Source organism: Komagataeibacter swingsii, from assembly GCF_003207895.1.
In the GTDB taxonomy this organism is placed as follows: domain Bacteria; phylum Pseudomonadota; class Alphaproteobacteria; order Acetobacterales; family Acetobacteraceae; genus Komagataeibacter; species Komagataeibacter swingsii.
The window spans coordinates 110062-135398 of the sequence record NZ_NKUB01000005.1 but is presented as its reverse complement, the minus strand read 5'-3'; the positions used below and the strand labels follow the sequence as shown (position 1 = coordinate 135398).

Sequence of the window (25337 nt, the reverse complement as noted above, 5' to 3'; positions counted from 1 at the left end):
TCAGTCCATTTTTTCATCATCGCCGCCAATTCCGGTCAGGAACAGCCCGGCCTCATCCGCCATGGTAATACAGGCGGCGGGATCGGTCATCAGCGTAGCCCCGGCCTCGACCGCGATTCCACGCAGGCCCGCGGCCACGGCGCCCGCAACCGTTCGCGGGCCGATCGTTGGCAGGTCGGCGCGCCGCTCCTGCCCCGGCTTGGCCATCTTGACCAGAACACCGGCGGGACGGTCAGGTTGCCGCAGGCCGCCCACGCGTTCAAGCATGCGGTCGGTTCCCTCCAGCGCCTCGACCGCCAGCACGAGACCACCCTGGACCACGCAACCCTGCCCGATATCCAGCCGGCCCAGTTCGCGCACCACGCGGCGGCCCAGCATGATATCGGCCCGCGCCGCCGCATCAGGACCGATTGCCCCCATCACGCCCCGGCGCGCGACCGACCCGGACAGGTATTCATGCGCGCCACGGATGGTGAAGCCTTCCTCGCCCAGCACGCGCACGATCGCCCCAAGCAGCCCGTCATCGCCCGCGAACAGCGCCTTGCCAATACGCGCAAGGATCCGCGCGCCCGTCGCATCAGGCCGCAGGTTGATGAGGGAGGGCCGCCTTACGGGACCAATCAGCACAAGGTCGCGACAGTGGTGTTCATGTAGCGCGGACAGGATTTCACCCGCCGCCGCAAGGCGGATCATGCGATGTGGCCAGTGCCCGATCACCGCGGGGTCGGCAAAGCCCTGGAAGCCGACAATGAAAACCCGGCCACCCGCCCGTTCCACCGCCCGCGCCACCTGACCGGGCAACGGGCCGCCACCGGCAAGGATGCCAACGCATGGCCCCTGCCAGTCGGCTGCCGGTTCAGGTGCCGGTTCAGGCGCCATCGCTCTCGATCATGTCCCCGCTCTGGACACGCACTAACCCGCGATGGCTGGGGGCTGCGATGAAATCAAGGATTTCAACAACGCGCGCATCATCGGCATAGGTCTGGCGCACATGTTCCAGCCGGTCCTGAAAGACCGCGCCAGTAGCGTGGGCGGCCTTGGGATACAGGGCACGGAAGGCCTGGCGCATGCGGCGGACCTCATCAGGCTGGACACCATTGCGCCGCAGCCAGATCCAGTGCAGCCCCACCAGCCGCGCGCGGTTACCCAGCACGCTGCCATAGGGAATGACATCCGCCTCCACCCCGCATACGCCACCGACCAGCGCCGCATGGCCGATGCGCACGAACTGGTGCAGCGCCGCCGCCCCCATGATGCGGGCGTCATCCCCGATCACCACATGGCCACCCATGACCACGTTATTCACGATAATCACGCCACGCCCCAGCGTGCAGTCATGCGCCACATGGGAATTGGCCATGATCAGGCAGTCCGTCCCGATGCGGGTCACGCCCGTGCCGGTGGCGGTGCCACGGTGGATGGTCACGTTTTCACGGATGATGGTCCGGGCGCCAACCATGCACGATGTCGGCTCGCCCCTGTATTTCAGGTCCTGCGGCGCCATGCCCACGGATGTGAAGGGATAGCACACCACCCCTTCCCCCAGGGTCGTGCGCCCGTCAACCACCACGTGTGAAATCAGTTCGACATTATCCCCGATTTCGACATCCGGCCCGATTGAACACCATGGCCCGATGCGTACGCCGCCACCAATACGCGCGCGGCTGGAAACAATGGACGATGGATGGATTTCAGGCGCTTTTCCACGCCGTTCATCCATGCCGGTACCGTTAGATGAACTTCCTGCCAGAATAGCCTCCATCCCCGCAAGTCACTATGGCCCAAAGACCCGGAGGCGGACACCGGGTCGCCCGTGGGCCGGACCCGCGCCACCACCCGTTGCCCGCGGTATTACCCCATGATCATGGCGCTGAATGTTGCTTCGGCAACAGAAACGCCATCAACCCGTGCCACACCCTTGAATTTCCAGACATTCGCGCGGCTACGTTCTTTTTCGACATGGATGCGCAACTGGTCGCCCGGCCCGACGGGACGGCGGAATTTCGCGCCATCAATCGTCATGAAATAGACCAGCTTGCCTTCGAATGCCGCGCCAAGCGTCAGGACCACGAGCGTCGCCGCCGTCTGGGCCATGGCCTCGATGATCAGGACACCGGGCATGACGGGACGCGCCGGGAAATGCCCCTGGAAATGCGGTTCGTTGACCGTGACATTCTTGATGCCGACCGCCGACTGCCCCAGCACGATATCAACCATGCGATCAATCAGCAGGAACGGATAGCGATGGGGAATCGCTTCCATGATCCGCATGATATCAATCGATTCCAGCATTGCGGGCGTGCCGTCCGCTGGGAGTGCCTCTACTTCTTTATCCACGTCGTCCAACCACTTGTTCGGCCTGAAAGCCCCCGCGCCAGACGGAACAGTAGCTTCGGGCCGGTTGAATATGCAATGGCATCAGGCAATCAGGCCTTTTCGGCCTTTTCCCTGCCTCCATCCTGCGTCGTTTTTCTGGCCATCCGACGCAGAAAGGCCACGTTCCGGAAAAATTCCCGAAAAGGCATGGCCGGACTGCCGATCACGTCGGCTCCGGCTTCCACATCGGACATGACGCCACACTGCGCGCCGATCCTGGCCCTGGCACCGATCTTGATATGCCCGATCAGCCCGGCCTGCGCCGCAACCGTCACGAAATCACCCAGTTCGGTCGAACCGGAAATGCCAGCTTGGGAGACAACGATACAGCAGCGTCCCAGCCGCGCATTATGGCCAATCTGCACCAGATTGTCGAGGCGCGAGCCAGCCCCGATCACCGTATCACGGATGGACCCGCGATCCACCGTGGAATTGGCCCCGATCTCCACCCCGTCTTCCAGTATGACGCGGCCAAGCTGCGGCACGCTTTCAAACCCTTCGGGCGTTACGGCAAAGCCGAACCCGTCCTGCCCGATCCGCGCGCCCGGCAGCAGCGTGACACGTTCACCCAGCAGGGCGTGGGAAAGGGCGGCATGCGCGCCAATGCGGCAGCGCGCGCCGATTTCCACCCCGCCCCCGATGCTGACATGGGAGCCGATATCGGCCCCCGCGCCAATGCGCACCCCATCCCCCACGACCGTAAAGGCCCCGATCGCGGCCGTGGGATCGATTTCACACCCGGTCCCGATCACGGCGGAAGGGTGGATGCCCGGGCGCACCGGCGGCGGCGGATAGAACAGCGATGCGATGCGCGCCCATGCCTGGTACGGCGCCTTTGACACCAGCACGGCGGCATGCGGGGGCACCTTGTCCGCGAATGCCGGGGCCACGATCACCGCGCCGGCCCCCGTCCCTTCCAGCAAGGGAAGGTAGCGCCGGTTGTCCAGGAAACTGACCTGCCCGCGTGTGGCGGACTGCAATGGCGCAATCCCGGTGAACGGGGTGCTGGTTTCCGTCCCGTCGGCAGCCTTGCGCAGTTCAGCGCCGCTGCACTGCGCAAGCTGCTCCAGCCCGAACGGTCCCTGCGTTACAAAAAACCGTGGATCGCCCGGTACGTTATCCGGCGTCACTGTCATGAAACCGGCCTTAATGCTTGGCCGGCGCGGCGGCGGCAGGGGCTGGACGGTCGGCATCCGCCGTGGTCGGCATGGTGCCGGACTTGGCCAGGACCTCCGGGTCCACATCGGCCGCGGGGATGAAGACGGTCGGCAGCACCCCGTTCAGCTGTGTCGCCACCTGCTGCGTGATATCCAGGCTTTCCTGGCTCAGGGCGACCTGTTCGCGGTGCAGCACAAGGTTCATGCCACGGCTGGCGGCAACCTGCCGGATGATCTGGACCAGTTCACGTTCGATCTGCCCCAGCGCCACCTGTGCCGCTTCCTGGATCACGCGGTTGCGGTTGCGGAAGTTCTTCTGCGCCGCCAGCACACGTTCCTGCAGCTTGCGCTCGCTGCTCTGGATCTGGTCGGATGACATGGTCTTGGCCTGGCCCTGCAGCTTCTGCTGTTCGTCACGCCAGCCTGCCTGCTCCTTCTGTGCGTCGCGGGCCAGGTCGTCACGGCGCGCACCCAGTACGCGTTCGGCCTGCTGCGCCGCAGAGGACATGCGCATGACATCAGGCACGCTGATGACACCGATGACCGGGGCCGGCGGCGGTGCGCTCTTGGGCACTTCCGGGGCCTTGGGCACGGGCGGCTGCGGCAGGATGGGCGGTGTCTGTGACTGCGCTTCCTCACTGTCCGACTGGGGGGCGGGCAGTTGCACCGGGGGCGGCGCCTCATGCGCGGCAGGATGGGCGGCAGGCTGCGCCGCCTTGGGCACGAACCAGCCGGAATTCCCGCCGGAACCCTGCGCGTGCGCATTTGGTACGGCCTGATATCCCCACCCGAGCAGAGCGGTTGCGGCAAGCAGACGAATGCCGGATTTACGCAACATTATCACCTCAGAATTGTTGGCCGAAGCCGAAGCGGAGCAACTGGGTCCTGTCGTTCGTTCCCTTGTGCAGGGGAACGCCCAGATCGATATTCACAAGCCCGAACGGACTCTTCCACGCGATACCCACGCCGGTCGAGACCACGGGCGTCAGCGTATCATCATACACCGGGGTATATTTCGGCCAGTCCTTCATGGATGTATAGCGCCTGCGGACACGCAGCCCGTCCAGCCCACCCATATCCACGAAGTACCGTCCCTTGATCCCCATGGCGGATGCGAACGGGATGGGGAAGTCCACCTGGGCCGACGCCGTGTACATGAACCGGCCACCTAGGAAGTCCTGCTGCGAATGCATCGGGTTGCCGTCGCGCGCGGGGATGGCGTAGCTTCGCGGACCGACGCCGCCATCCATGAAGCCACGCAGCGAGTTACCACCAAGGTAGAAGTTGTCGATGATGTCGCTGCGGCCGCCGCCCCAGTTCATGATGTCACCCGCGCCGGCGCGGAAGCTGACCGTCCAGTCATGGTTGCCCATGATGCTGTCGAGCGGGATGTAGTAGGCGGCGTCCACCTTGCCACGCAGGTAGCGTTCGTTCCCGCCGATACCGGCGAAGTCGCCCCCCACACGGATGACGAAACCTTTATGCGGCTGCTGCCTGCGGTCACGTGTATCATATGTCAGTGTGGTGCTGAGCTGTGACAGGAGCGACCAGCCATTCTGGTCCTGCACGTAATAGGACGAGTCAGACCACGTATCGCCGATGTCACGATCGGTCAGCGTATAGCTCCACGACTGCGACAGGTGGTTGTTGTAGGAGTACCCCATGCGCAGCGTCATGCCGATACGCGCTTCGGAATAGCTCTGGTACGTCATGTAGCGGTTCTGGATACCGAACAGGTCGATGCCCGCCACAAGGTTGCGGTTGAGGAAATACGGGTCCGTCAGCGATATGTCGGCCTGGTCTTCATAATACGCGGCCGTACCCGTGAAGCCCGCATCAATGCCGGTGCCCAGCAGGTTATGCTGCTTCAGCCCCAGGTTGCCCAGCACGCCGGCATCGGTCGAGTAACCGCCACCGAGCGAGAATTCACCCGTCGGCTTTTCCACCACGTCGGCCGAGATATTGACCTTGTCCGGCGCGGAACCCGGCGTCTGGTCGATCGAGACCGTCTTGAAGAAGCCCAGATCTTCCAGGATCAGCTTGGAATACTTGCGGTCCAGCGGGGTGTACGGGTCGCCTTCGGCCATGGGCAACTGCCGCCGGATGACCTTGTCCTCGGTAATGGTGTTGCCGTTGATGTCGATACGCTCGACATACATCCGCGGGCCTTCGCTTATGTCAAACAGCAGGTTGACGGTGCGCTTTTCCGGGTTGCGGGCAATTTCGGGATGGACCATGGCGAAGGGATAGCCCTTGCCCTGCAGCATTTCCTGCATGTCCGTCGCGTTGTGCTGGATGGCGCTGCCATCATACCACTGCCCGTGGAACAGCGAGATGTACTTGCGCATCGACTCAGCGCTGACATGGCGCAGCGAGGAACGCACATCCATCTTGTTCAGGCGGTAGCGTGGGCCTTCTTCCATCGTATAGGTTATGTAGAAGCTCTTGCGGTCGGCCGACAGTTCACCCGTGGCGTTCTTGATCTGGAAATCGACAAAGCCGTTTTTCAGGTAAAACCGATGCAGCAATTCGGCGTCATACTTGATGCGTTCGGGACTATACTGGTCGCTGGATGCAAAGAAACGGTACCACGCCGTCTCCTTGGACGATACGACACCCGCCAGGGCCGCGCTGCTGAATGCGTGGTTGCCCACGAACGTGACCTTCTTGATCAGCGTCTTCTGCGCTTCGTTGATATGGAAGATCACATCGACGCGGTTATGCGCAAGGCGGATGATCTGCGGCGTGACGGTGGCCGCGTACCGCGCCTTTTCCGCATAGACGCCCAGGATTTTCGTGCGATCGGCGGCAATGCCCTGCGGGGAATAGACCGCGCGCGGACGCAGCGAGATGACCTTCGTCAGGTCTTCGTCCTTGGCGGCATGATTGCCTTCGAACACGATGCGGTTGACGATCGGGTTTTCGACCACATGCACTTCAAGCACGTTGCCCACGCGCTTGAGCGTTACATCATGGAACAGCCCGGTGGCGTACAGGGTCTTGAGCGAACGGTCGAGCAGGTCCTGGTTGAAGCGGTCCCCAGGCTGGACGACCATGTATGACAGGATGGTGCTGGTCTCGATGCGGCTGTTGCCCTTGATATCCACCGCTTCGATCGGATCTTCAAGCGGGGGGGGCCTGATGGTCTCCACCTCGGGCGCCTGCTGCTGTTCCACGCCATCCATTGGCGCCATATCCCCGCCGAATGGCGTGTTCTGTGCCGCTTCTTCCTGTGCATACGCACCGGCCGTCCAGAACAGCGGCATAACGCAGACAGACGCAAGCAGCGCTGAACGTTTACTCGACAAAATCGCTATTCCTCACCACTCGGCATGCGGATCAGCCATGCATTAAGACCGGATGGAGGGCCGGCTCCCTTCCTGTCATGTATCAGTCTTCGTGGCGGACCTATCCGATATACGCCACACTGTGCAAGCACTTGTGTCACCTGCTGCACCTTACCCCTGTCCCGCGCGCGATGCGAGCCACTGGAACAGGCCGAAATGTGACAGATCGTTAAAGGTTGAAAACAGAAACAATCCGGCGATCAGCGCAAAACCGGCCTGGAAGCTGACCTCCTGCACCCGGCGGGACACCGGCCGCCCCAGAATAGCCTCAAATACATAAAATACCAGCCGTCCCCCATCAAGAATCGGCACGGGGAACAGGTTGATCAGCCCGAGGTTGATCGACAGCAGCGCCATGAACGACACCAGGCTGGGCAGGCCGTACTGCGCCACCTGGCCCGACATCTGGGCAATGCGCAGCGGGCCGCCAAGGTCCTTGGTGCTGTGCTGTCCGGTAATCATCTGCCACAGCCCGTCCAGCGTCTGGACCGATACGTTCCATGTTTCCCGGATGGCGGATACGAAGGCCCGCGGCAGGGATTGCGGCTTGCCGACCTCGGCGGCGAAGGACACGCCGATCTGGCCATGCCGGCCGGCCTTGTCCCCTACCGCGCCGATATGGACCGGAAGCACCTGTTCCGCGCCATTGCGGCGGACCGTCAGCGTGGTCTGGGCATCCGCCTGCCCGCTGACGAAGGATTGCAGGTCGGCCACGTCGCGCACCGCGTGGTCCCCCACACGCACGATCACGTCGCCCTTTTCCACCCCGGCGCCGGCGGCGGCGCTGCCGGGCATGACCTGCGCCACCTGGTTGAGGATGTGCGGCTGCCCCGACAGGGCGAACAGGCCGGTAAACAGCACGATGGCCAGCAGGAAATTGAAAACCGGCCCGGCCATGATCACGATGGCCCGCGACAGGACCGGCTTGTCATGGAACGTGCGTCCGGGCTGCCACGCGGCTTTCTGTTCCTCGGTCGCGTCTTCCGGCCCCTCGAATCCGTGCGGGCGGACATATCCGCCCAGCGGCACCGGGCACAGGCGCCATTCCGTGCCCACGCTGTCATGCCAGCGCAGGAGCGGGCGGCCGAAACCGATCGAAAAGACCTCGACATGCACGCCACGCCAGCGCGCGGCAAGGTAGTGACCGAGTTCGTGAATGAAAACCAGCACCCCCAGCACAAGGGAGAAAGCCAGAACGGTCCGGATCAGATCATGCATGAATGCTACGCTATCTCCCGATGGCCAGAAAGGCCATCCAGAATTCATGTCAGGCCGCGCGGGCAACCGTACGCTGGCGGGCAACACGGCGGGATTCGCCATCCCAGTGCAGCACTTCCTCCAGCGTATCCGCGCGTTGTGGCCCGATGGATTGCATCACATCCTCGACGATCCGTGCAATATCAAGAAAGCCGATTTCGCGCTTCAGGAACGCTTCGACCGCGATTTCATTCGCCCCCGACAGGATGGCGGGCATCGCCCCCCCCACCCGCAGGGATTCGCGCGCGAGCCGCAGCGCGGGGAAGCGGACTTCATCCGGGGCCTCGAAATCAAGGCGCGCCAGCGTGGCAAGGTCCAGCCGGGGGGAATTGGTGGGCATGCGCGCAGGCCACGCCAGCGTATGGGCGATGGGAATGCGCATGTCGGCCGAGCCAAGCTGCGCCACGATGGAGCCATCGGTGTACTGCACCATGCCATGCACAACGGATTGCGGATGCACGACAACACCCAGCCTGTCCTCGGTCACGTTGAACAGGCGCGCGGCCTCGATCAGTTCCAGCCCCTTGTTGAACATGGTGGCAGAATCGATGGTGATCTTCGCCCCCATGGTCCATGTGGGGTGCTTCAGCGCCGCCTCCAGCGGGGCCTTTTCCATTTCCTCAAGGCTCGCCCTGCGGAACGGGCCGCCCGAGGCGGTCAGGATGATCTGCTCGACCTCATCGGCCTGCTTGTCGGCCATGGACTGGAAGACGGCGTTATGTTCGGAATCGACCGGCAGCAGGGTCGCGCCCGCATCCGCCACCGCGCGGAGCATGACATCGCCGGCGCAGACCAGCGCTTCCTTGTTGGCCAGCGCCACGGAGCGGCCATTGCGCACGGCAGCCAGCGTGGGTTCCAGCCCCGTGGCGCCGGTAATCGCCGCCATGGTCCAGTCCACCGGCAGGCTTGCGGCCTCGATCACGGCGGCGCGGCCGCCCGTGGCCTCGATCCCGCTGCCGGCCAGCAGGCGTTCCAGTTCCGGCAGCAGGCTTTCATCAGCGATCACCGCGCGCCGCGCGCCCAGCGCCCGGGCCTGTTCCGCCAGCTTCGTGACATTGCGCCCGCCCACCAGCGCGCCGGTACGGAACTGGTCAGGCGCCTGCAGCAGCAGGTCCACCGTGGAACAGCCAATGCTGCCCGTGCTGCCCAGAACGGAAACTGTCTTCATTGTAACGTCATTCCCCAAAACTGTTCATGGCCGTGGCCATCGGCTCAGTGCAGACCGGCATACCAGAAAGCGGCGCCACCCGCCGCCCCCAGCGACAGCAGGGCCGCCATCGGGGCCGCAACCAGCAGGCCATCAAAACGGTCCAGCAACCCCCCGTGCCCGGGCAGGATGGTACCGGAATCCTTGACCCCACGGGCACGCTTGAGCGCGCTTTCCGCAAGGTCGCCTGTCTGCGCCGCGATGGCGACAAGGGCGCCGAACACCGCCCCGCGCCACACGGCGCCCGGCAGCGCGCCGGGCAGCAGGCCCGCGATCAGCATGCCCCCCAGCACGGCGCAACACAGGCCACCGATGGAACCGGACCATGTCTTGGCCGGTGAAATGCGCGGCGCAAGCTTCGGGCCGCCAAACAGCCGTCCGGCCATGTAGGCCCCGGTGTCACTCAGCGCCACGCAGGCGACCAGGAACAGGACCACCCCCGCCCCCGGCTCGCTCATGTAGCGCAGCCACAGCAGCGACAGCCCGGCGCAGCCAATGGCCACCTGCCCCGCCCACAGGGCCGGCCCCAGCACGACCGCCGCCACCATGACCAGCAGCGCCCCGCCCCAGTGACCCGCCAGCGCCGCAATCCCGACGCAGGCCGCCCACGCCATGCAAAGCTGTCCGCGCCGCGTTTGCAGCCCGTAGCCGAACATGCGCGCCCATTCCATCGCCATGCCCGCCATGGCCACCACGATCAGCGCGCCATAAAGCAGGCCGCCATACCACACGCACAGCGCGACGCACGGCACCAGCACGGCAGCCGACAGGACACGCGCGCGCAGGTCTTTCCAGTTGCCTGACTGCCCTGCCGCGCCGGCAGGGGCCGCCTTGCCCATGGTTTCAGGCTGGTCTTGCACCGAATCGCCTTTCACGCCGCGAGTAGATATCCAGCACGGTATCAAAATGCGTCGCGTCAAAATCCGGCCACGGAATATCAAGGAAAACCAGTTCGGCATAAGCCGACTGCCACAAAAGGAAATTGGACAGCCGGCATTCCCCGCTTGTCCGCACCACCAGGTCGGGATCGGGCATGCCCGCCGTCAGCAGGGCGCTGGCGAAAACGCTCTCGTCAATCTGCTCGGCCCGCAGTTCACCGCGTGCGACGGCCTGCGCCATGCGCGTCGCCGCCTGCACGATATCCGCCCGCCCGCCATAGGACAGCGCCAGCACCAGCACCAGCCGGGTGTTGCCCCGCGTCACCGCTTCGGCGCGACGGGCTTCTTCCTGAATGTCGGGGGGGAAACGGGCCAGGTCACCAATGATCCGCAGCCGCACCCCTTCGCGCGACAGCTCGGCCACCTTGTGCCGCAGGTAATAGCGCAGCAGGCTGGTCAGGTCCGCGACCTCGCCCGGCGCGCGCCGCCAGTTTTCGGACGAGAACGCATACAGCGTCAGCCATCGCACCCCCCGCGCCGTGGCGGCGCGAACGGTCCGCTGCACGGCCTCCGCCCCCGCGCGATGCCCCGCCAGCAGCGGAAGGCCGCGCATGCCCGCCCAGCGACCGTTGCCATCCATGATGATGGCAACATGTTCCGGCAGGCACGTATGGGCTGTGGCTGGATGATCTGACCCGGACAAGACCTGATCGCCCTCCTCAGTCACACACATGATGGAGCACAGGGGTTACGGTATTCAAGGATCGATCAGACCTGCTTGATCTCGCGTTCTTTTTCAACCAGCAGGTCATCAATGCGCTTGACGTACTGGTCGGTCAGCTTCTGGATCGCGTCCGACCATGTCTTGATATCGTCTTCGCTGATCTCGCTGGCCTTTTCCAGTTTCTTGGTCTGGTCCATGCCATCACGGCGCACGCCGCGCACGGCGATCTTGCCATTTTCGGCATACTTGCCGGCCGCACGGGCCAGTTCGTTACGGCGCTCTTCCGTCAACTGGGGGATGGGCACGCGCACGGTCTGGCCATCAGCCGCCGGGTTCAGCCCCAGGCCCGCGTCACGGATGCCGCGTTCAACGGCGCTGACCAGGCTGCGGTCCCATACCTGCACCGTCAGCATGCGCGCTTCCGGCACGGCGATGGAGCCAACCTGCGTCAGCGGCACCTCGCCGCCATAGGCTTCCACGCGCACGGGTTCCAGCAACGCCGGGTTGGCGCGGCCCGAACGCAGCCCCGCGAAATCACGACGCAGGCTTTCAATGGCGCCGTCCATACGGCGGGTCAGATCCGCCAGCAAGGTTTTCTGATCGACAGACACTGTGGCCCTCCTTTTTTTGATTCCTGATCCACCGGCCATGGCCGCACCCGCGAACGGGCGGCAGGGATGGCCCGGCTTCAGTCAGCCGCCACGATGGTGGTGAAGCGTCCCTCGCCACGCATGACGCGGCTGAAGGGATCCTTCCCGTGGATGTTGAATACCACGATTGGCAGCCGGTTTTCACGCGCAAGGCTGATCGCCGCCGCATCCATGACATTCAGGTCATTGGCCAGCACGTCACGGTAGGTCAGCGTGTCATAGCGCTTCGCATCGGGCACCTTGCGCGGGTCGGCGGAATAGACGCCGTCAACCTGCGTGCCCTTGAACAGGGCGTCGCATTCCATTTCCGCCGCGCGCAGCGCGGCCCCCGTATCGGTGGTGAAGAACGGGTTGCCGGTGCCGGCGGCAAAGATCACGACGCGGCCCTTTTCCATATGCCGCACGGCGCGGCGGCGGATATAGGGTTCCGCGATGGAGGACATGTGGATCGCAGTCATGACCCGCGTCGGCACGCCATGGCGTTCCAGCGAATTCTGCATGAGCAGCGCGTTGATGACGGTCGCCAGCATGCCGGCGTAATCGCCCTGCGCGCGGTCCATGCCGCGGGCCGCCGCCGCCACGCCACGGAAAATGTTGCCGCCGCCGATGACCAGGCAGACCTCAACCCCCGTCCGGGCCACGGCCGCCACGTCGGCCGCGATGGCGTCAACGGTGGCGGGATCGACCCCGTATGACCCGCTGCCCATCAGGGCTTCCCCTGACACCTTCAGCAGGACGCGCTTGTATGAGGGGACGGGGAGAGTGTCGGACTGGGTCATTGGTCCTCGGCGCAGGTCAGGCAGACGGGGCTAGGGACGGGCAGGCCGCCCGGCCATGCCCTGTCATATAGAGGGATGCCCACCCCCACAAGCCGATCTATCCCTCTTTTGAGGATTCAGGACGCATCATCCAGGCCGATCGCACGCAGGCGCGCGCGTTCCTCATCCCATCCCGCGCGTTCCTTCACGTTCAGGAAAAGATGGCATTTACGCCCCAGCAGCCGCGTCAGTTCATGCCGGGCCTTTTCACCGATCGCGCGAATCCGGCTGCCGCGCTCGCCGATCAGGATGGCCTTGTGCGAAGCCCGCGCCACATAGATCGTGACATCCACGCGCACCGACCCGTCGGGCCGTTCGGCAAAGCCCTCGGTCTCGGCGGTGGCGGCATAAGGCACTTCCTCATGCGTCTGGAGGAAGATCTGCTCGCGCACCAGCTCGGCGGCCAGCAGGCGGTCCGGCAGGTCGGTCAGGTCATCTTCCGGATACAGGTACGGCCCCGCCGGCAGGTCGGCCGCCAGGCGGTCCAGCAGGTCGTCCACCCCTTCACCCGAACGCGCGCTGACCATGAACACATGCTCGACCGGCAGGATGGCGGACAGTCCTGCCGTCAGCGGCAGCAGGGCGTCACGCCTTACAAGGTCGGTCTTGTTCAGCACCAGCCATAGCCTGCGCTTCTGCTGTGCGAGCCGGGTCGCGATCGCCCGCAGCGCATCCGTCATGCCCGCGCGCGCATCCACGATCAGCAGCGTGATGTCGGCATCTTCCGATCCCGTCCACGCGGCGGCGACCATGGCGCGGTCCAGCTTGCGGCGCGGCTGGAAGATGCCCGGCGTATCCACCAGCAGGATCTGGGTGTAGTTGCGCATGAGGATGCCCAGCACCCGGAACCGCGTCGTCTGCGCCTTGGGGCTGACGATGGACAGCTTGGTGCCCGCCATGCGGTTGAGCAGCGTTGACTTGCCCGCGTTGGGCGCGCCCACAATGGCCACGAAGCCACAGCGTGTCGTGTTGTCCTGATCGTGCCCGGTCATTGTCCCTGCCCCTTGCGGTCGGTGGAAGTAGCGGCCTGTCCGCCCGCGCCCAGCTGGCGCAGCAGGTCCGATGCGGCATCGCTTTCAGCCGCGCGCTTGCTGCCCGCGATCCCCTGCCCGGTTTTTCCCTGCGCGTCCACCGCAATGACGAAACGTGGCGCGTGCGATGGCCCGTCAGCCGACACGACGCGGTACTGCGGCAGCGGCAGCCCGCGCCCCAGCACCCATTCCTGCAGGGCGGTCTTGGGGTCCTTGGGCGGGCGGGCCTGGGCCACGATGGATTCATTCCACATCCGCCGCACGAAGGCGCGGGCGGGGTCCAGCCCGCCATCGAGGTACATGGCCCCCAGTATGGCCTCGACCGCATCGGCCAGCACGTTGGCCATCTGGCGCACGCCCGCGCGGGCCTCGTGCTCGGCCACGTCCAGCGCCGACTGCAGCCCCATGACATGGGCCACCTGCGCCAGCACGGTGCGCGAGACGAGATGGGCGTGCCGGGGGCCAAGCGCGCCCTCCTGCTCATCGGGGAAGCGTTCAAGCAGCCATTCGGCCATCAGCAGGCCAAGCACCCGGTCGCCTATGAACTCCAGCCGTTCGTTGGACCCCGCCCCGCGCTTCGCCACGCCCTGGCGCGCACGGCGGCCGCCATTGCGCTCATGGGCGGCGGAGCGGTGGGTCAGCGCGCGCAGCAGCAGGTCGGCCCGCGTGAAATGGTACCCCAGGCATGCCTCCAGCCGGGTAATTTCCGCCGCGGGCACACGTGCGGCCTCCATGGTCAGTGAATCCCCATGAACAGGCGGTTCCAGCGGATCTCGACCGGCCAGTACCAGACCTGCCAGAACGGATGGGCGTTATCGACGGACATGAAGATCCATTTGGCCTGCCCCACCAGGTTTTCCATCGGAACGAAGCCGAGGTCCTGCGGTTCATCGCCCATGAAGCGGCTGTCGGCGCTGTCGTCGCGGTTGTCGCCCATGGCGAAGAAATAGCCCGGCGGCACGACGTATTCCGGCGTGTCGTTCTTGCCCCCTTCATCCGTCAGCTTCAGGATGTCGTGGGCGACGGGTCCATGACCGGCGCTGCCAGGCAGGATCTCGCGGTAGCGCTCGCCATCCATATGGGTGCGGTGTTCGTCTATCGCGGTGTATTCGCCTTCCGGCTCACGCGGGACCTGCTGCCCGTTCAGGAACAGCCTGCCTTCACGCATCTGCACCGTGTCACCGGGCAGGCCGACGATCCGCTTGATGTAGTCGATGGACGTGTCCTTGGTGAAGCGGAACACCGCCACGTCGCCACGGTGCGGGGTGCTGTTGAAGATCCGCCCCTCGAACAGGTTGGGCGAACCGGGCAGCGCGTAATGCGAATAGCCGTAGCTGTATTTGGCCACCCACACGTAATCCCCGACCTGCAGGGTCGGGATCATGGAACCGGACGGGATGTTGAACGGTTCGAACAGCACCGTGCGGACGCTGATGGCCAGGATACCGGCAATCACGACAGTACGCACCAGGTCCAGCAGGCCACCGTCCCGACGCGCCGCGTCTGGTCCCGATGGGGAGGAAATCGTCTTGTTATCGTCCATTGGCATAATTATTCTTCAATCCGGATCTGGCATCGACCGGACAGGCAACGCCGGACGAATAACGTGCGGATCAAGCCCACGCATCCCTTCCCTGTCAAGCATTGCCCATGCGGGCATGACAGGCGATCAGGACCTGCCGGCCTTTTCCGCCATGATCATGACCTGCGCGAAGGCGTAGGGGTGTTCATCGGTCATGGTCAGGAAAACCCGCGCCACATACCCATCGGGCACCAGCCTGTCCAGCCGCGCCAGCGCGCCCCCCGCCAGCCGCATGACCGGCTGGCCGGTAGGCAGGTTTTCAACCCCCATGTCACGATGGAACACGCCCTGCGCAAAGCCGGTGCCCAGCGCCTTGGCGCAGGCTTCCTTCGCCGCCCACCGCTTGGCGTAGGTCCCCAGCCGCGCGGTTCCCTGCCTGCGCGCGGCAGCCGCGCGTTCGGTTGCGGTAAAGACCCGCTGCTCGAACCGCGCGCCATGCCGCGCAAGGACGGTTTCAATCCGCCTTGCGTCACACAGGTCGGACCCGATGCCGATCAGCATGGCCTAGCCCCTGGCCCGCTCGACCTGCACCACACCACGCGCCGCGCGCAGCGCCACCATGATGGCGGTCAGGTGCCGCAGGTCCCGCACCTCGATATCCGCAAGGATTTCCATGAATTCAAGCTGGCGGTTGACGATCCGCAGGTTGACCAGCACGCCTTCATGCTTGGCGGCGATATTGGTCAGCGTCGCCAGCATGGCCGGTTCATTGGCCGTCACCACGCTCAGCCGCCCGGTGTAATGCCCGGTGGCGTTGCGCGCGATCAGGTCGTAATCCCAGTCAAGGTCCATGAACCGTTCAGGGGTCGCGGCAAAGGTTTCCAGCGTCTGGCACCCCAGCGTGTGGACCGTGATCCCCTTGCCGGTAGACACGATGCCCACAATCCGGTCACCGGGCAGCGGATGGCAGCACCCGGCGAAATGCACCGCCATGCCCGCGCCCACGCCCGCCAACGCCATGCCCGCCGCAGGCTTGCGCCGTCCTGCGGCCCCGCCGGGCGCACCCGCAGGCGCGCGCATGGACAGGCCGGGCACCATGCGCGGCGCGCGTGGCGCGCGACGCAGTTCGGGGTAGGCTAGCTGCACGACCTCACGCGCGGACTGGTTGCCGTTGCCCACCGCCACATACAGGTCGGGCACCGATTGCAGCCGCAGATCCTTGAGCAGGCTGTCCAGCACCTTTTCCGACCCGTCCACCCCTTCCTGCCGGAAGGCCTTGGCCAGCGCCACGCGGCCGCTTTCCAGATGGGCCTCGCGCTGCTGCAGCGCCACATGGCGGCGGATGCGCGCGCGCGCCTTGCCCGTGACGACAAAGCGTTCCCATGACGGCGAGGGCGTGCCCCCGCGCGCGGTCATGATCTCGACCTGGTCACCATTCTGCAGTTCATGGCGCAGCGGCATGAGGCGGCCATTGATGCGCGCGCCAACGCAGCTGTCGCCCACCTGGCTGTGCACGGCATAGGCGAAATCGACCGGCGTCGCCCCACGCGGCAGCGAAATCAGCTGCCCCTTGGGCGTGAAGCAGAAAACCTGGTCCTGATAGAGTTCGAGCTTGGTGTTCTCAAGGAACTCGTCGGGGGCCGCCGAGTCCTCAAGGATGTCCAGCAGGTCCTGCACCCAGCGCAGGCCGGAGACGACGCCCTTCGCCTCCTTGCCCGTCGCGGCGTCGGGCAGTTGCTTGTACAGCCAGTGCGACGCCACGCCGTTTTCGGCCACGTCATGCATTTCCGGCGTGCGGATCTGGACCTCGATCTTCTGGTTGCGCGGATGGCGCAGGGTCACGCCGGTATGCAGGCTCTGGTAACCGTTGGCCTTGGGGGTGGAGATATAGTCCTTGAACCGCCCCGCAATGACCGGATAGGCCGCATGCACCGCACCAAGGGCCACGTAGCAGGCTTCGCGCGTCGGCACCATGATGCGGAACGCCATGATGTCGGACAGTTGTTCAAACGCGACATTGCGCCGCTGCATCTTTTCCCAGATGGAATAGGGCGTCTTTTCACGCCCCGTCACCTCCACGCCTTCCAGCCCGGCCTGCGCGCACAGGGCCTGGAGTTCGCGACGGATTTCCTCGATGACATCCGCACCCTGCCCGCGCAGGTAGTTCAGGCGCGCGCGGATGGTCGCCATCGCTTCCGGCTCAAGGGCCGCGAACGACAGGTTCTGCAGTTCCACCTTCACCTTGTCCATGCCGATACGGCCGGCAAGGGGGGCGTAGATTTCCATGGTCTCGCGCGCGATGCGCTGGCGGCGGTCCAGGCGCTGGACATAATGCAGCGTGCGCATGTTGTGCAGGCGATCGGCCAGCTTGACCAGCAGCACGCGGATATCGCGCGACATGGCCAGCACCAGCTTGCGGAAGTTCTCCGCCTGCTTGGTGCGGTCCGACTGCAGTTCCAGCCGTGTCAGCTTGGTGACGCCATCGACCAGTTCGGCAACGGTATCGCCAAACTGTTCACGCAGTTCCTTCTGCGTGACACCCGTATCCTCGATCGTGTCATGCAGCAGCGCCGTGATGATCGAGGCGGTATCAAGGTGGAAGCCCGCCAGTATGTTGGCGACGGCCAGCGGATGGGTGATGTAGGGATCGCCGTTGTCGCGCGCCTGCCCCGCATGGGCGGCCTTCGCCACGTCAAAGGCGCGGCGGATCAGGTCCGTATCGGCGCCGGGATCATACGCCAGGACGCGACGGATCAGGCCGTCGCATGAAATCGCGCGTTCCCCTTCCCCCCGCGTGGCGGGAAGGGCGGCAGCGCCTGCCGTCACTCCGCCCGTGACCGGCACGGGCAAGGAGGAAGATGTCGTTTCCGATCTGACCGGGTCAGTCACCTTCCACCCCTTCGTCAGATGTTACCGGCCCCGTCCACTCAGGGCCGCCTCGACCGAGGCCTCAAGTTCTTCGGCCGACATGCCGCTGCCGGAATTGCGGGCCTCTTCCTCGGCCGAGACATCCTGCAGGCCGAAGATGTTCTGTTCGGTCGGGATCAGGTCGACCACTTCCTCATCGGCAGGCTCGGGTTCCGGCGCGCGGGCCAGCGAGCGGATGAGGTCGCTGCGGATCTGGTCCAGACCCACGGTCTGGTCCGCGATCTCACGCAGGGCGACAACGGGGTTCTTGTCGTTGTCGCGGTCAATCGTCATTTCCTCGCCGCGCGACAGGGCGCGTGCGCGCTGGGCGGCCAGCAGCACCAGTTCAAAACGATTGGGAACCCGCTCAACGCAGTCCTCGACAGTGACGCGTGCCATCAGGCCTGAACTCCGGTTATTAATTGGTTGTGTTGATCAGAATTTACCTTATTACCCCCAGCCCTGTCCTGATGCAAGCATTCAGTCCGCGCGGGCATGGGCGTGATCTCCTGCCCCGCGACGCCGGGCAGGAAGGTGTCGATGCAACACCCCGTCACCGGGTCGCGCCAGTCCGGCATGACATCACGCAGCGGCAGCAGCACGAAGGCCCGCCCGGTCGCGCGCGGGTGCGGCACGACAGGATCGGGGCTGGCGCGCACAAGGTCGCCCATGGTGATGATGTCCAGGTCAAGCGGGCGGGCGGCGTTGGCCACCGTGCGCCTGCGCCCGGCCGCGGCCTCGATTTCATGCAGCCGCGCCAGCAGCCATGCCGGGTCCGCCCACCCCGACAGCCGCACGACTCCGTTTACGTAAGGCGGCTGGCCCGAAGGCGGGACCGGCGCGCTTTCATACCAGCGCGAAACCGCCACCACCGACAGGCCGGGCAGGCAGGCAAGCTGGCCCACCGCCCACTGGCAGGTCTCGGCCGCAGTTTCACCACTTTCACGTGGCAGGTTGGCACCCACCGCAATTGTTATATCGCCAGAAATGGGAGCAGATTGCAGCATTGTCATGTGAAAACAGTGTCCCGGACGGTTGCTGTCGGTTAGTAATCCCCGCATAGGGAACTTCCGGAAAGGAACCGGCTTCTATATATGCAGGGTTCATTTCTGCCCGACAACTTTCACTGCGCTGCAGAATACATGCAACGCAAATTTTAACGCGGCTGTGACGTATTCACTTTTTTTGTTTCAGGGACAGACCATAAATGTTTTTTCAATCTCAGGAGCGGCTTTGTCTTTTTATAGACGGCACCAGCCTATACTCCGCATCCCGCAATCTTGGATTTGAGGTCGATTACCGCAAGCTGCTGCAGTTTTTCCGTTCCAAATCGAATGTGCTGCGCGCCTATTATTATTCCGCCGTCCTGGACACCGAGGAGTATTCCCCCCTCAAGCCCCTGACCGACTGGCTTGTCTATAACGGCTACTCGCTGGTCACCAAGAACGCGCGCGAGTTCATCGACCATAACGGCCGCCGCCGCGTGCGCGGCAACATGGATGTGGAGCTGGCGGTGGACATGATGGAAATGGCCCCGCACATCGACCATGCCGTCCTGTTCAGCGGGGATTCGGATTTCCGCCGCCTGCTGGAATCCATGCAGCGCCAGGGCGTGCGCACCACCGTGGTCGGCTCGATCAAGACCTCGCCGCCGCTGATTGGCGACGAACTGCGCCGCCAGGCGGACCAGTTCATTGAACTGGCGGATATCGCGACCCACTTCATGCGTCGCCATATCGAAAACCGCCCGCCCCGCAGCGCCGCCCCCCCGGTGCGCCATCCCGCCGACCAGATGAGCGAACACGACGAGGACTGAACCCTTCCCGCCCCGCCCGCCACGGACACTGGCGGGGTGGGGTTTTTTCCATGGGGTGTCAGCCGTCCAGTTGCAATGCCGTGCGCGTGCGTTCGCGCACCTGCGCGCACAGGGCGGCATCCTGCCCCAGTTTGACGCCATAGGACGGGATCATTTCGCGCAGGCGGGATTCCCACTGCGGCAGGCGGTCGCCAAAGCAGCGCTCCAGCACCGTCAGCATGATCGGCGCCGCCGTGGAAGCACCCGGCGACGCCCCCAGCAGGCCCGCGATCGACCCGTCGGCCCCGGTCACCACCTCGGTGCCGAACTGCAGCACGCCGCCGCGCTTTGCGTCCTTCTTAATCACCTGGACGCGCTGGCCCGCGGTAATCAGTTCCCAGTCCTCCTTGCGCGCGGTGGGCACGAAGTCCCGCAGCGCCTTCAGCCGGTCCTCGCTGGACTGCATGACCTGCTGGATCAGGTATTTGGTCAGCGGCATGTTGTCGCGCGCCACCGCCAGCATCGCCCCGATATTGTCCATGCGGATGGAACGCGGCAGGTCCAGCCACGACCCCTGCTTGAGGAACTTGGTCGAGAACCCGGCATACGGACCGAACAGCAGGCCACGCTGCCCGTCGATCACGCGCGTATCCAGATGCGGCACCGACATGGGCGGCGCGCCGACCGACGCCTTGCCATACACCTTGGCATGGTGCTGGCCGACCACTTCGGGGTTGGTGCAGCGCAGGAACTGGCCGCTGACGGGGAAACCGCCAATACCACGGGCTTCGGGTATGCCGCTTTTCTGCAGCAGGTGCAGCGCGCCGCCGCCCGCGCCGATGAACACGAATTTCGCGCGCACCCTGCGCTCGCCCCCGCCATGCACGGCGCGGACGGACACGTCCCACCCGTTGCCGCCCGCGGGCTTGAGGTCTTCCACCTCATGCGCGAGGTGGAGGTCAAAGCCCGGCTTGCCCTGTAGCAGGTCGATCAGGCGATGGGTCAACGCGCCGAAATTCACGTCCGTGCCCGCCGGGTGCCATGTGGCCGCAAGCTTCTGCCCCGGCGCGCGGTCCTGCATGACCAGCGGCATCCACTGGCGCAACTGCCCTTCATCGGTGGACAGCGACATGCCCGCGAACAGCGGGTGTTCCTGCAGCGCCGCATGCCGCCTGCGCAGGAAATCGACATTTTCCGGCCCCCAGACGAAGCTCATGTGCGGGATGGGGTTGAGGAAGTCGCGCGGCGAGGCGATCTGCCCCGATTCCACCAGGTAGGACCAGAACTGGCGTGAAACCTGAAACGCCTCGTTGACGTTCACGGCCTTGGAAATATCCACCGTGCCGTCGGGGCGCAGGGGCGTGTAATTCAGTTCGCACAGGGCGGAATGGCCGGTGCCGGCATTGTTCCAGCCATTGGAACTTTCCAGCGCCACGTCATCCAGCCGCCCGAACAGGGCAATGGACAGGCCCGGCTCAAGCTGGCGCAGCATCGCGCCCAGCGTTGCACTCATGATTCCGCCGCCAATCAGGACCACATCATAGGTGGAAGCGGCAGGGGAGGGATTCGAGGTCATGGCATTCTCCGGATCGGCATCGGAAACCCGCTGCGTGGCTGTTCATCGGCTGGACCGGGCAGCCACCCGGCGGCGCGGGGAACCCGGCCTGATTGCACGTTCATGTCAGTCACCGGCACACGGGGCATGGCCCCGCCGGCCGGGCAGTCGTCAGCCCTTTCCTTGCCACCATGTGCGCCAGGGCGGGGCATCATCTCTGCGCGAGGACGGCGCCCCGTCCCGCCACGCCGGGGCCGCACGCCACGGTTCCCATCGCGCCCGCCGCCGGAAAACGCTGCCGGCCCGCATGGACAACATCGCGCGAGCGGGCCGCCCTTCCTTACACGCATCACACGGGAGCGTCATCCGCATTGATCCATGCTGGCCGCCGGATTCCCGCCATAACCCTGCCGGATCATGACCGCCGCCACCACGCATGACAGCACGCGCACCGGCACGGGATCGGCGCGGCTGGTCAGGATCACGGGCACGCGCATGCCCATGACGATGCCCGCCGCGCGTGCCTGGCCGATGAAGGTCATCTGCTTGGCAAGGATATTCCCGGCTTCAAGGTCGGGCACCACCAGTATGTCCGCCTGCCCCGCGACGGGGGAGACCACGCCCTTGCAGCGCGCGGCCTCGGGGCTTACGGCGTTGTCCAGCGCCAGCGGGCCGTCCAGCACCGCGCCGGTAATCTGGCCGCGCTCGGCCATCTTGCACAATATGGCCGCGTCCAGCGTGGATGGCAGGTCGGGATTGACCATCTCCACCGCCGACAGGACCGCCACCCTTGGCCGCACGATACCCAGCATGTGGCCAAGGTCGATGCTGTTCTGGACAATGTCGCGCCGGGCATCGAGGTCGGGGGCGATGTTCACCGCCCCGTCCGTCACCAGCAGCACGCGCGGGGCCTGTGGCGCGTCAAGGACATAGACGTGGCTCATGCGCCGTGTCGTGCGCAGGCCGCCTTCATGGTGGCCGAGTTCATGCAGGAAGATGCGCGAATGCAGCGATCCCTTCATCAGGGCGGCAACCGTGCCTTCATGCGCCATGCGCACGCCTTCGCGCGCGGCTTCGCCATCGGTGGGCACGTCCACATTGCGGCAGCCGGACAGCGTGATGCCGGCATCCTTCGCCATCTGGCCGATCCGTCCCGCGGGGCCGATCAGCACCGGCGTGGCCAGACCCGCATGCGCGATTTCGGCCGCCGCCTGCAACGCGGGCACGCTGCAGGGATAGACCACGCCCAGCGCCATGGGCGGATGGCCGGCAAGGGTCCGTGCAAGATCATCAAAAAAACGCAGGCTGCGCATCATGTCTCCTTCCCGTGGCGACAGGGTATGCGCACCTGATGCCACAGGACCCTGCCCTCCCCCGCCATCATCTTTGTGCGAGGCATGGCCGCCACGCGTCATCGGGGCGTGACGTCGCACCTGCTATTGCCCACCTTACGCACCGGCCCACGGGCCATCGCGCAACAGGCAAGGAGAACCCGCATGTCCACCACCCCATTGATCGGCTTTGTCGGATTCGGGGCCATGGCGTCCCGCATGGGGGCCAATCTGGTCAAGGCCGGCTACCGGATCGTGGCCTATACCCCATCGGGCAGGGGGGGCGATGGCAGCACCCGGTTCCTGCCCACCCCGCGCGCGCTGGCGCAGGAAGCCAATATCGTCATTGCCTGCGTGCCGGATGACGAGGCACTGGACAAATCCATGAACGGCCCCGACGGCGTGCTGGCGGGCATGAAGCCCGGTGGCCTGCTGGTCAACACCAGCACAGTCGCCCCCGAAACCTCCGTCGCACTGGCGCAGGCGGGCCATGCGCGCGACATCACCGTGATCGACGCCCCCGTGGCCGGCAGCACGCCGGAAGCGGAGTCAGGCAACCTGATCGTGCTGGCGGGCGGCACGGCGGCCGACATCAGCCGCGCGCAGGGCGTGTTCGACGCCATCGGCCGGCTGACCATCCATGCCGGGCCTGCTGGCAGCGGGTCCAAGCTGAAGCTGGTCATCAACGGCATCATGGGGGCAACCCTTGCGGTCGTGGCGGAGGGCGTCACCTACGGGCTGGCATCCGGGCTGGAGCGGGACATGCTGTTTGACGCGCTGGACGCGGTGCCGGTGATCTCGCCCCACCACAAGCGCAAGCTGAAGGCGGCGAAGGCGGGGGATTTCAGCCCGCAGTTCCCTGCCCGCCTCATGCAGAAGGACATGCGCCTGCTCATGACCGACGCGGCGCGCCAGACCGCGCCCCTGCCCGCCATGGCGGCGGCGACCCAGAGCCTGTCGCTGACGCGCCGCCGCCACCCGGACGAGGATTATTCCGCCCTGTTCGCCGTAATGGAAAGCATGGTGGCCAACACGCCCTGAACCCCCTGGAAATCAACAAAAGTTTTTGGTGAAGCTTTTTGCAAAAAGCTTCAGGGAACGCCGCCTTTCTGCAAAAAAGTCGGCACCCAAAAACTTTTATTATCTTGCCAACAGGATGTTTAAAAAAAATCCCTAGACCCACCCGCGCAGCAACGCACCCATGACCGCCAGCCGGTCGCCCACGCCACGAGGGGACGCATCCCTGCCCCCCACCACATGCCCGCGCATGTCACGCAGGCCGAGGACAGCCGGCAACCCGGCGGCAAGGGCCGCGCGCGGCAGGCGCGGTCCCTCACGCACCCTGTCCAGCCATTCCCGTCCCTGCTGGCGCAGGCCGTCGCGCAGGGTGGCGATCTGGGTGGGCGTGGCCTGCCCGGTGCGCAGGCCATCGCGTGTCAGGCCCACCGCCGCCAGCGCATCCTCGGGCAATGGGCAGCGCCCCGCGCGTAGCACGGCGGGCAGGTGGCGCACCAGCGCCCCCACCCCGTAAATCCCGCCCATAAGGCGGATGCGCGCCAGCAGCGTGGGATCGGCACACCCCGCGGCCTGCGCCATGGCGACCTGCACGCCGCCCGCGCCATCCAGCATGGATGCCTGCCAGGCTGCCCGGTCAGGCAGGCCATCGAGTTCACATTCGCGTGCTGTAATAATGCCCTCCAGCGTCTCGCGCCGCACCCTGCCCTGCGCCATCAGGCCCAGCAGGGCTGCCGCCGTATCGTGGCGCTGCGCATTACCGCTTTCCAGCACGTCGCGCCACCATTGTAGCCGGATCAGCCCCGCCATCGGCCCCGCCACCGCCCATGACGCGGGTGTGGCCACCGCGCGCGTGCATTCATGGTTGAAGGCGATCAGCACCATCGCCGCCATGCGCGCGGCGGGGGGGACGAACAGCGCACAGAAAAAGCGGTCAGGGTCGATACGGCGCGCCCCATGCAGGAATGAGGCCCCTGCGCCCACCGGCTGGCATGCATCCATCCGCCCCGTCATGGCGTTTGGTCCGGAAGGCGTGGCGCGGGGGTGTTCATGTGACCGTCACTTGACGCACCCGCTCCGCACCCATAGCAATCTTGGTATGGCGGCTTCATGCCGCTCCTTGCAATTCCCAGGAGAATGTTCATGGCTTTCGAATTGCCGTCCCTTCCCTTCGCCTACAATGCCCTTGCCAACCGTGGCATGTGCCAGGAAACGCTGGAACTGCATCATGACAAGCACCATCAGGCCTATGTGACGGCGCTGAACGGATTTGTCGAATCCAAGCCGGAGCTGCAGGGCAAGTCGCTTGAGGAAATCATCCTCATGGTCAAGGGCAAGCCCGACATGGCGCCCGTGTTCAACAATGCGGGACAGCACTGGAACCACATCCTGTTCTGGCAGAACCTTGCCCCCAAGGGCGGCGAGATCCCCCATGCCCTGTCCAGGAAGCTGGTCGAGGATTTCGGCACCATTGAAAAGTTCAAGGCCGATTTCAAGGCCGCCGCCGCATCGCAGTTCGGCTCGGGCTGGGCATGGCTGGTGCTGGGTTCCGACGGCAAGCTGAAGGTGACCAAGACCGCCAATGGCTCCAACCCGCTGGCCGAAGGCCAGGGCAAGGTGCTGCTGGGCCTGGATGTGTGGGAACACTCCTACTACCTCGACTTCCGCAACCGCCGTCCCGACTACATCACCAACTACCTGGACAAGCTGGCCAACTACGAGTTCGCCGAAGCCCAGCTCCAGTCCGCCTGATTGCCTGTTTTCAGGT

The 25337-nt window shown here is 65.2% G+C and carries 25 protein-coding genes; 3 read left to right on the top strand and 22 right to left on the bottom strand.

The annotated features are described in order from the left end of the window. The 19 genes from CFR76_RS06335 to folK all read right to left on the bottom strand — a co-directional run bounded on the left by CFR76_RS06335 (nt 1) and on the right by folK (nt 18887). Nucleotides 1-879, bottom strand: a complete 879-nt coding sequence (locus tag CFR76_RS06335) for an LpxI family protein (RefSeq protein ID WP_110556363.1) — start codon at nt 877-879, stop codon at nt 1-3. Next, complete coding sequence (lpxA, locus tag CFR76_RS06330) at nt 869-1720, bottom strand: acyl-ACP--UDP-N-acetylglucosamine O-acyltransferase (RefSeq protein ID WP_110556362.1); 852 nt, start codon at nt 1718-1720, stop codon at nt 869-871. Before lpxA ends, CFR76_RS06335 begins: the two co-directional genes overlap by 11 nt. A gap of 131 nt (nt 1721-1851) precedes the next feature. Further along, complete coding sequence (gene fabZ / locus CFR76_RS06325; protein ID WP_408884356.1) at nt 1852-2292, bottom strand: 3-hydroxyacyl-ACP dehydratase FabZ; 441 nt, start codon at nt 2290-2292, stop codon at nt 1852-1854. Nucleotides 2293-2426: 134 nt separating this feature from the next. Next, nucleotides 2427-3512: a UDP-3-O-(3-hydroxymyristoyl)glucosamine N-acyltransferase gene (lpxD, locus tag CFR76_RS06320; protein WP_244191807.1), complete on the bottom strand. Its 1086-nt coding sequence runs from the start codon at nt 3510-3512 to the stop codon at nt 2427-2429. 10 nt (nt 3513-3522) lie between these two features. Continuing rightward, the gene (locus tag CFR76_RS06315) at nt 3523-4371 is read right to left on the bottom strand and encodes an OmpH family outer membrane protein (protein ID WP_110556360.1); all 849 of its coding nucleotides are present in this window, start codon (nt 4369-4371) and stop codon (nt 3523-3525) included. Between the two features lie 7 nt (nt 4372-4378). Continuing rightward, nucleotides 4379-6799: an outer membrane protein assembly factor BamA gene (gene bamA / locus CFR76_RS06310; protein WP_110556359.1), complete on the bottom strand. Its 2421-nt coding sequence runs from the start codon at nt 6797-6799 to the stop codon at nt 4379-4381. 192 nt (nt 6800-6991) lie between these two features. Continuing rightward, nucleotides 6992-8098 (bottom strand): RIP metalloprotease RseP, encoded by a 1107-nt coding sequence (gene rseP / locus CFR76_RS06305; protein WP_110556358.1) that lies wholly within the window; start codon nt 8096-8098, stop codon nt 6992-6994. Between the two features lie 49 nt (nt 8099-8147). Continuing rightward, nucleotides 8148-9305: a 1-deoxy-D-xylulose-5-phosphate reductoisomerase gene (dxr, locus tag CFR76_RS06300; RefSeq protein WP_110556357.1), complete on the bottom strand. Its 1158-nt coding sequence runs from the start codon at nt 9303-9305 to the stop codon at nt 8148-8150. 44 nt (nt 9306-9349) lie between these two features. Further along, complete coding sequence (locus CFR76_RS06295) at nt 9350-10183, bottom strand: phosphatidate cytidylyltransferase (RefSeq protein ID WP_208623945.1); 834 nt, start codon at nt 10181-10183, stop codon at nt 9350-9352. A gap of 4 nt (nt 10184-10187) precedes the next feature. Next, nucleotides 10188-10862 (bottom strand): polyprenyl diphosphate synthase, encoded by a 675-nt coding sequence (gene uppS, locus CFR76_RS06290; RefSeq protein ID WP_244191811.1) that lies wholly within the window; start codon nt 10860-10862, stop codon nt 10188-10190. 128 nt (nt 10863-10990) lie between these two features. Beyond that, on the bottom strand, nt 10991-11557 hold the full coding sequence (gene frr / locus CFR76_RS06285; protein WP_110556354.1) for a ribosome recycling factor: 567 nt from the start codon (nt 11555-11557) through the stop codon (nt 10991-10993). A 77-nt stretch (nt 11558-11634) separates the two neighbouring features. After that, the gene (gene pyrH, locus CFR76_RS06280; RefSeq protein ID WP_110556353.1) at nt 11635-12375 is read right to left on the bottom strand and encodes a UMP kinase; all 741 of its coding nucleotides are present in this window, start codon (nt 12373-12375) and stop codon (nt 11635-11637) included. A 116-nt stretch (nt 12376-12491) separates the two neighbouring features. Further along, on the bottom strand, nt 12492-13406 hold the full coding sequence (gene era, locus CFR76_RS06275) for a GTPase Era (RefSeq protein ID WP_110556352.1): 915 nt from the start codon (nt 13404-13406) through the stop codon (nt 12492-12494). Then, nucleotides 13403-14179: a ribonuclease III gene (gene rnc, locus CFR76_RS06270; RefSeq protein ID WP_110556351.1), complete on the bottom strand. Its 777-nt coding sequence runs from the start codon at nt 14177-14179 to the stop codon at nt 13403-13405. Before rnc ends, era begins: the two co-directional genes overlap by 4 nt. Before the next feature lie 2 nt (nt 14180-14181). Then, nucleotides 14182-14988, bottom strand: coding sequence for a signal peptidase I (gene lepB / locus CFR76_RS06265; RefSeq protein WP_110556350.1), 807 nt, complete (start codon nt 14986-14988; stop codon nt 14182-14184). A gap of 126 nt (nt 14989-15114) precedes the next feature. Then, nucleotides 15115-15528, bottom strand: coding sequence for a holo-ACP synthase (gene acpS / locus CFR76_RS06260; RefSeq protein ID WP_110556349.1), 414 nt, complete (start codon nt 15526-15528; stop codon nt 15115-15117). Nucleotides 15529-15531: 3 nt separating this feature from the next. Beyond that, the gene (locus CFR76_RS06255) at nt 15532-17817 is read right to left on the bottom strand and encodes a RelA/SpoT family protein (protein WP_110556348.1); all 2286 of its coding nucleotides are present in this window, start codon (nt 17815-17817) and stop codon (nt 15532-15534) included. Between the two features lie 60 nt (nt 17818-17877). Then, nucleotides 17878-18273, bottom strand: coding sequence for a DNA-directed RNA polymerase subunit omega (gene rpoZ, locus CFR76_RS06250; protein WP_110556347.1), 396 nt, complete (start codon nt 18271-18273; stop codon nt 17878-17880). Beyond that, nucleotides 18273-18887: a 2-amino-4-hydroxy-6-hydroxymethyldihydropteridine diphosphokinase gene (gene folK, locus CFR76_RS06245; protein ID WP_208623942.1), complete on the bottom strand. Its 615-nt coding sequence runs from the start codon at nt 18885-18887 to the stop codon at nt 18273-18275. The genes rpoZ and folK overlap by 1 nt, the downstream gene beginning before the upstream one ends. Before the next feature lie 194 nt (nt 18888-19081). Between folK and CFR76_RS06240 the strand changes: the two genes are divergently transcribed. Beyond that, entirely contained in the window at nt 19082-19690 is a 609-nt protein-coding gene (locus CFR76_RS06240) for a LabA-like NYN domain-containing protein (RefSeq protein WP_110556346.1), read from the top strand. 58 nt (nt 19691-19748) lie between these two features. Here CFR76_RS06240 and CFR76_RS06235 read toward each other — a convergent pair whose 3' ends face one another. Both CFR76_RS06235 and CFR76_RS06225 read right to left on the bottom strand, forming a co-directional pair. After that, complete coding sequence (locus CFR76_RS06235; protein ID WP_110556345.1) at nt 19749-21245, bottom strand: malate:quinone oxidoreductase; 1497 nt, start codon at nt 21243-21245, stop codon at nt 19749-19751. A gap of 341 nt (nt 21246-21586) precedes the next feature. Further along, nucleotides 21587-22540 carry a bifunctional enoyl-CoA hydratase/phosphate acetyltransferase gene (locus CFR76_RS06225; RefSeq protein WP_110556344.1) on the bottom strand — a complete coding sequence of 318 codons (954 nt, stop codon included), beginning with the start codon at nt 22538-22540 and terminating at the stop codon, nt 21587-21589. A gap of 180 nt (nt 22541-22720) precedes the next feature. Here CFR76_RS06225 and CFR76_RS06220 point away from each other — a divergent pair, with 180 nt between their 5' ends. Then, on the top strand, nt 22721-23596 hold the full coding sequence (locus CFR76_RS06220) for an NAD(P)-dependent oxidoreductase (RefSeq protein ID WP_110556343.1): 876 nt from the start codon (nt 22721-22723) through the stop codon (nt 23594-23596). 132 nt (nt 23597-23728) lie between these two features. On the opposite strand, the gene CFR76_RS06215 is transcribed toward CFR76_RS06220, so the two are convergent. After that, on the bottom strand, nt 23729-24583 hold the full coding sequence (locus CFR76_RS06215; RefSeq protein ID WP_110556342.1) for a squalene/phytoene synthase family protein: 855 nt from the start codon (nt 24581-24583) through the stop codon (nt 23729-23731). Between the two features lie 129 nt (nt 24584-24712). On the opposite strand from CFR76_RS06215, the gene CFR76_RS06210 reads away from it, so the two are divergent. Beyond that, nucleotides 24713-25321, top strand: coding sequence for a superoxide dismutase (locus tag CFR76_RS06210; RefSeq protein WP_110556398.1), 609 nt, complete (start codon nt 24713-24715; stop codon nt 25319-25321). Nucleotides 25322-25337: the final 16 nt, after the last annotated feature.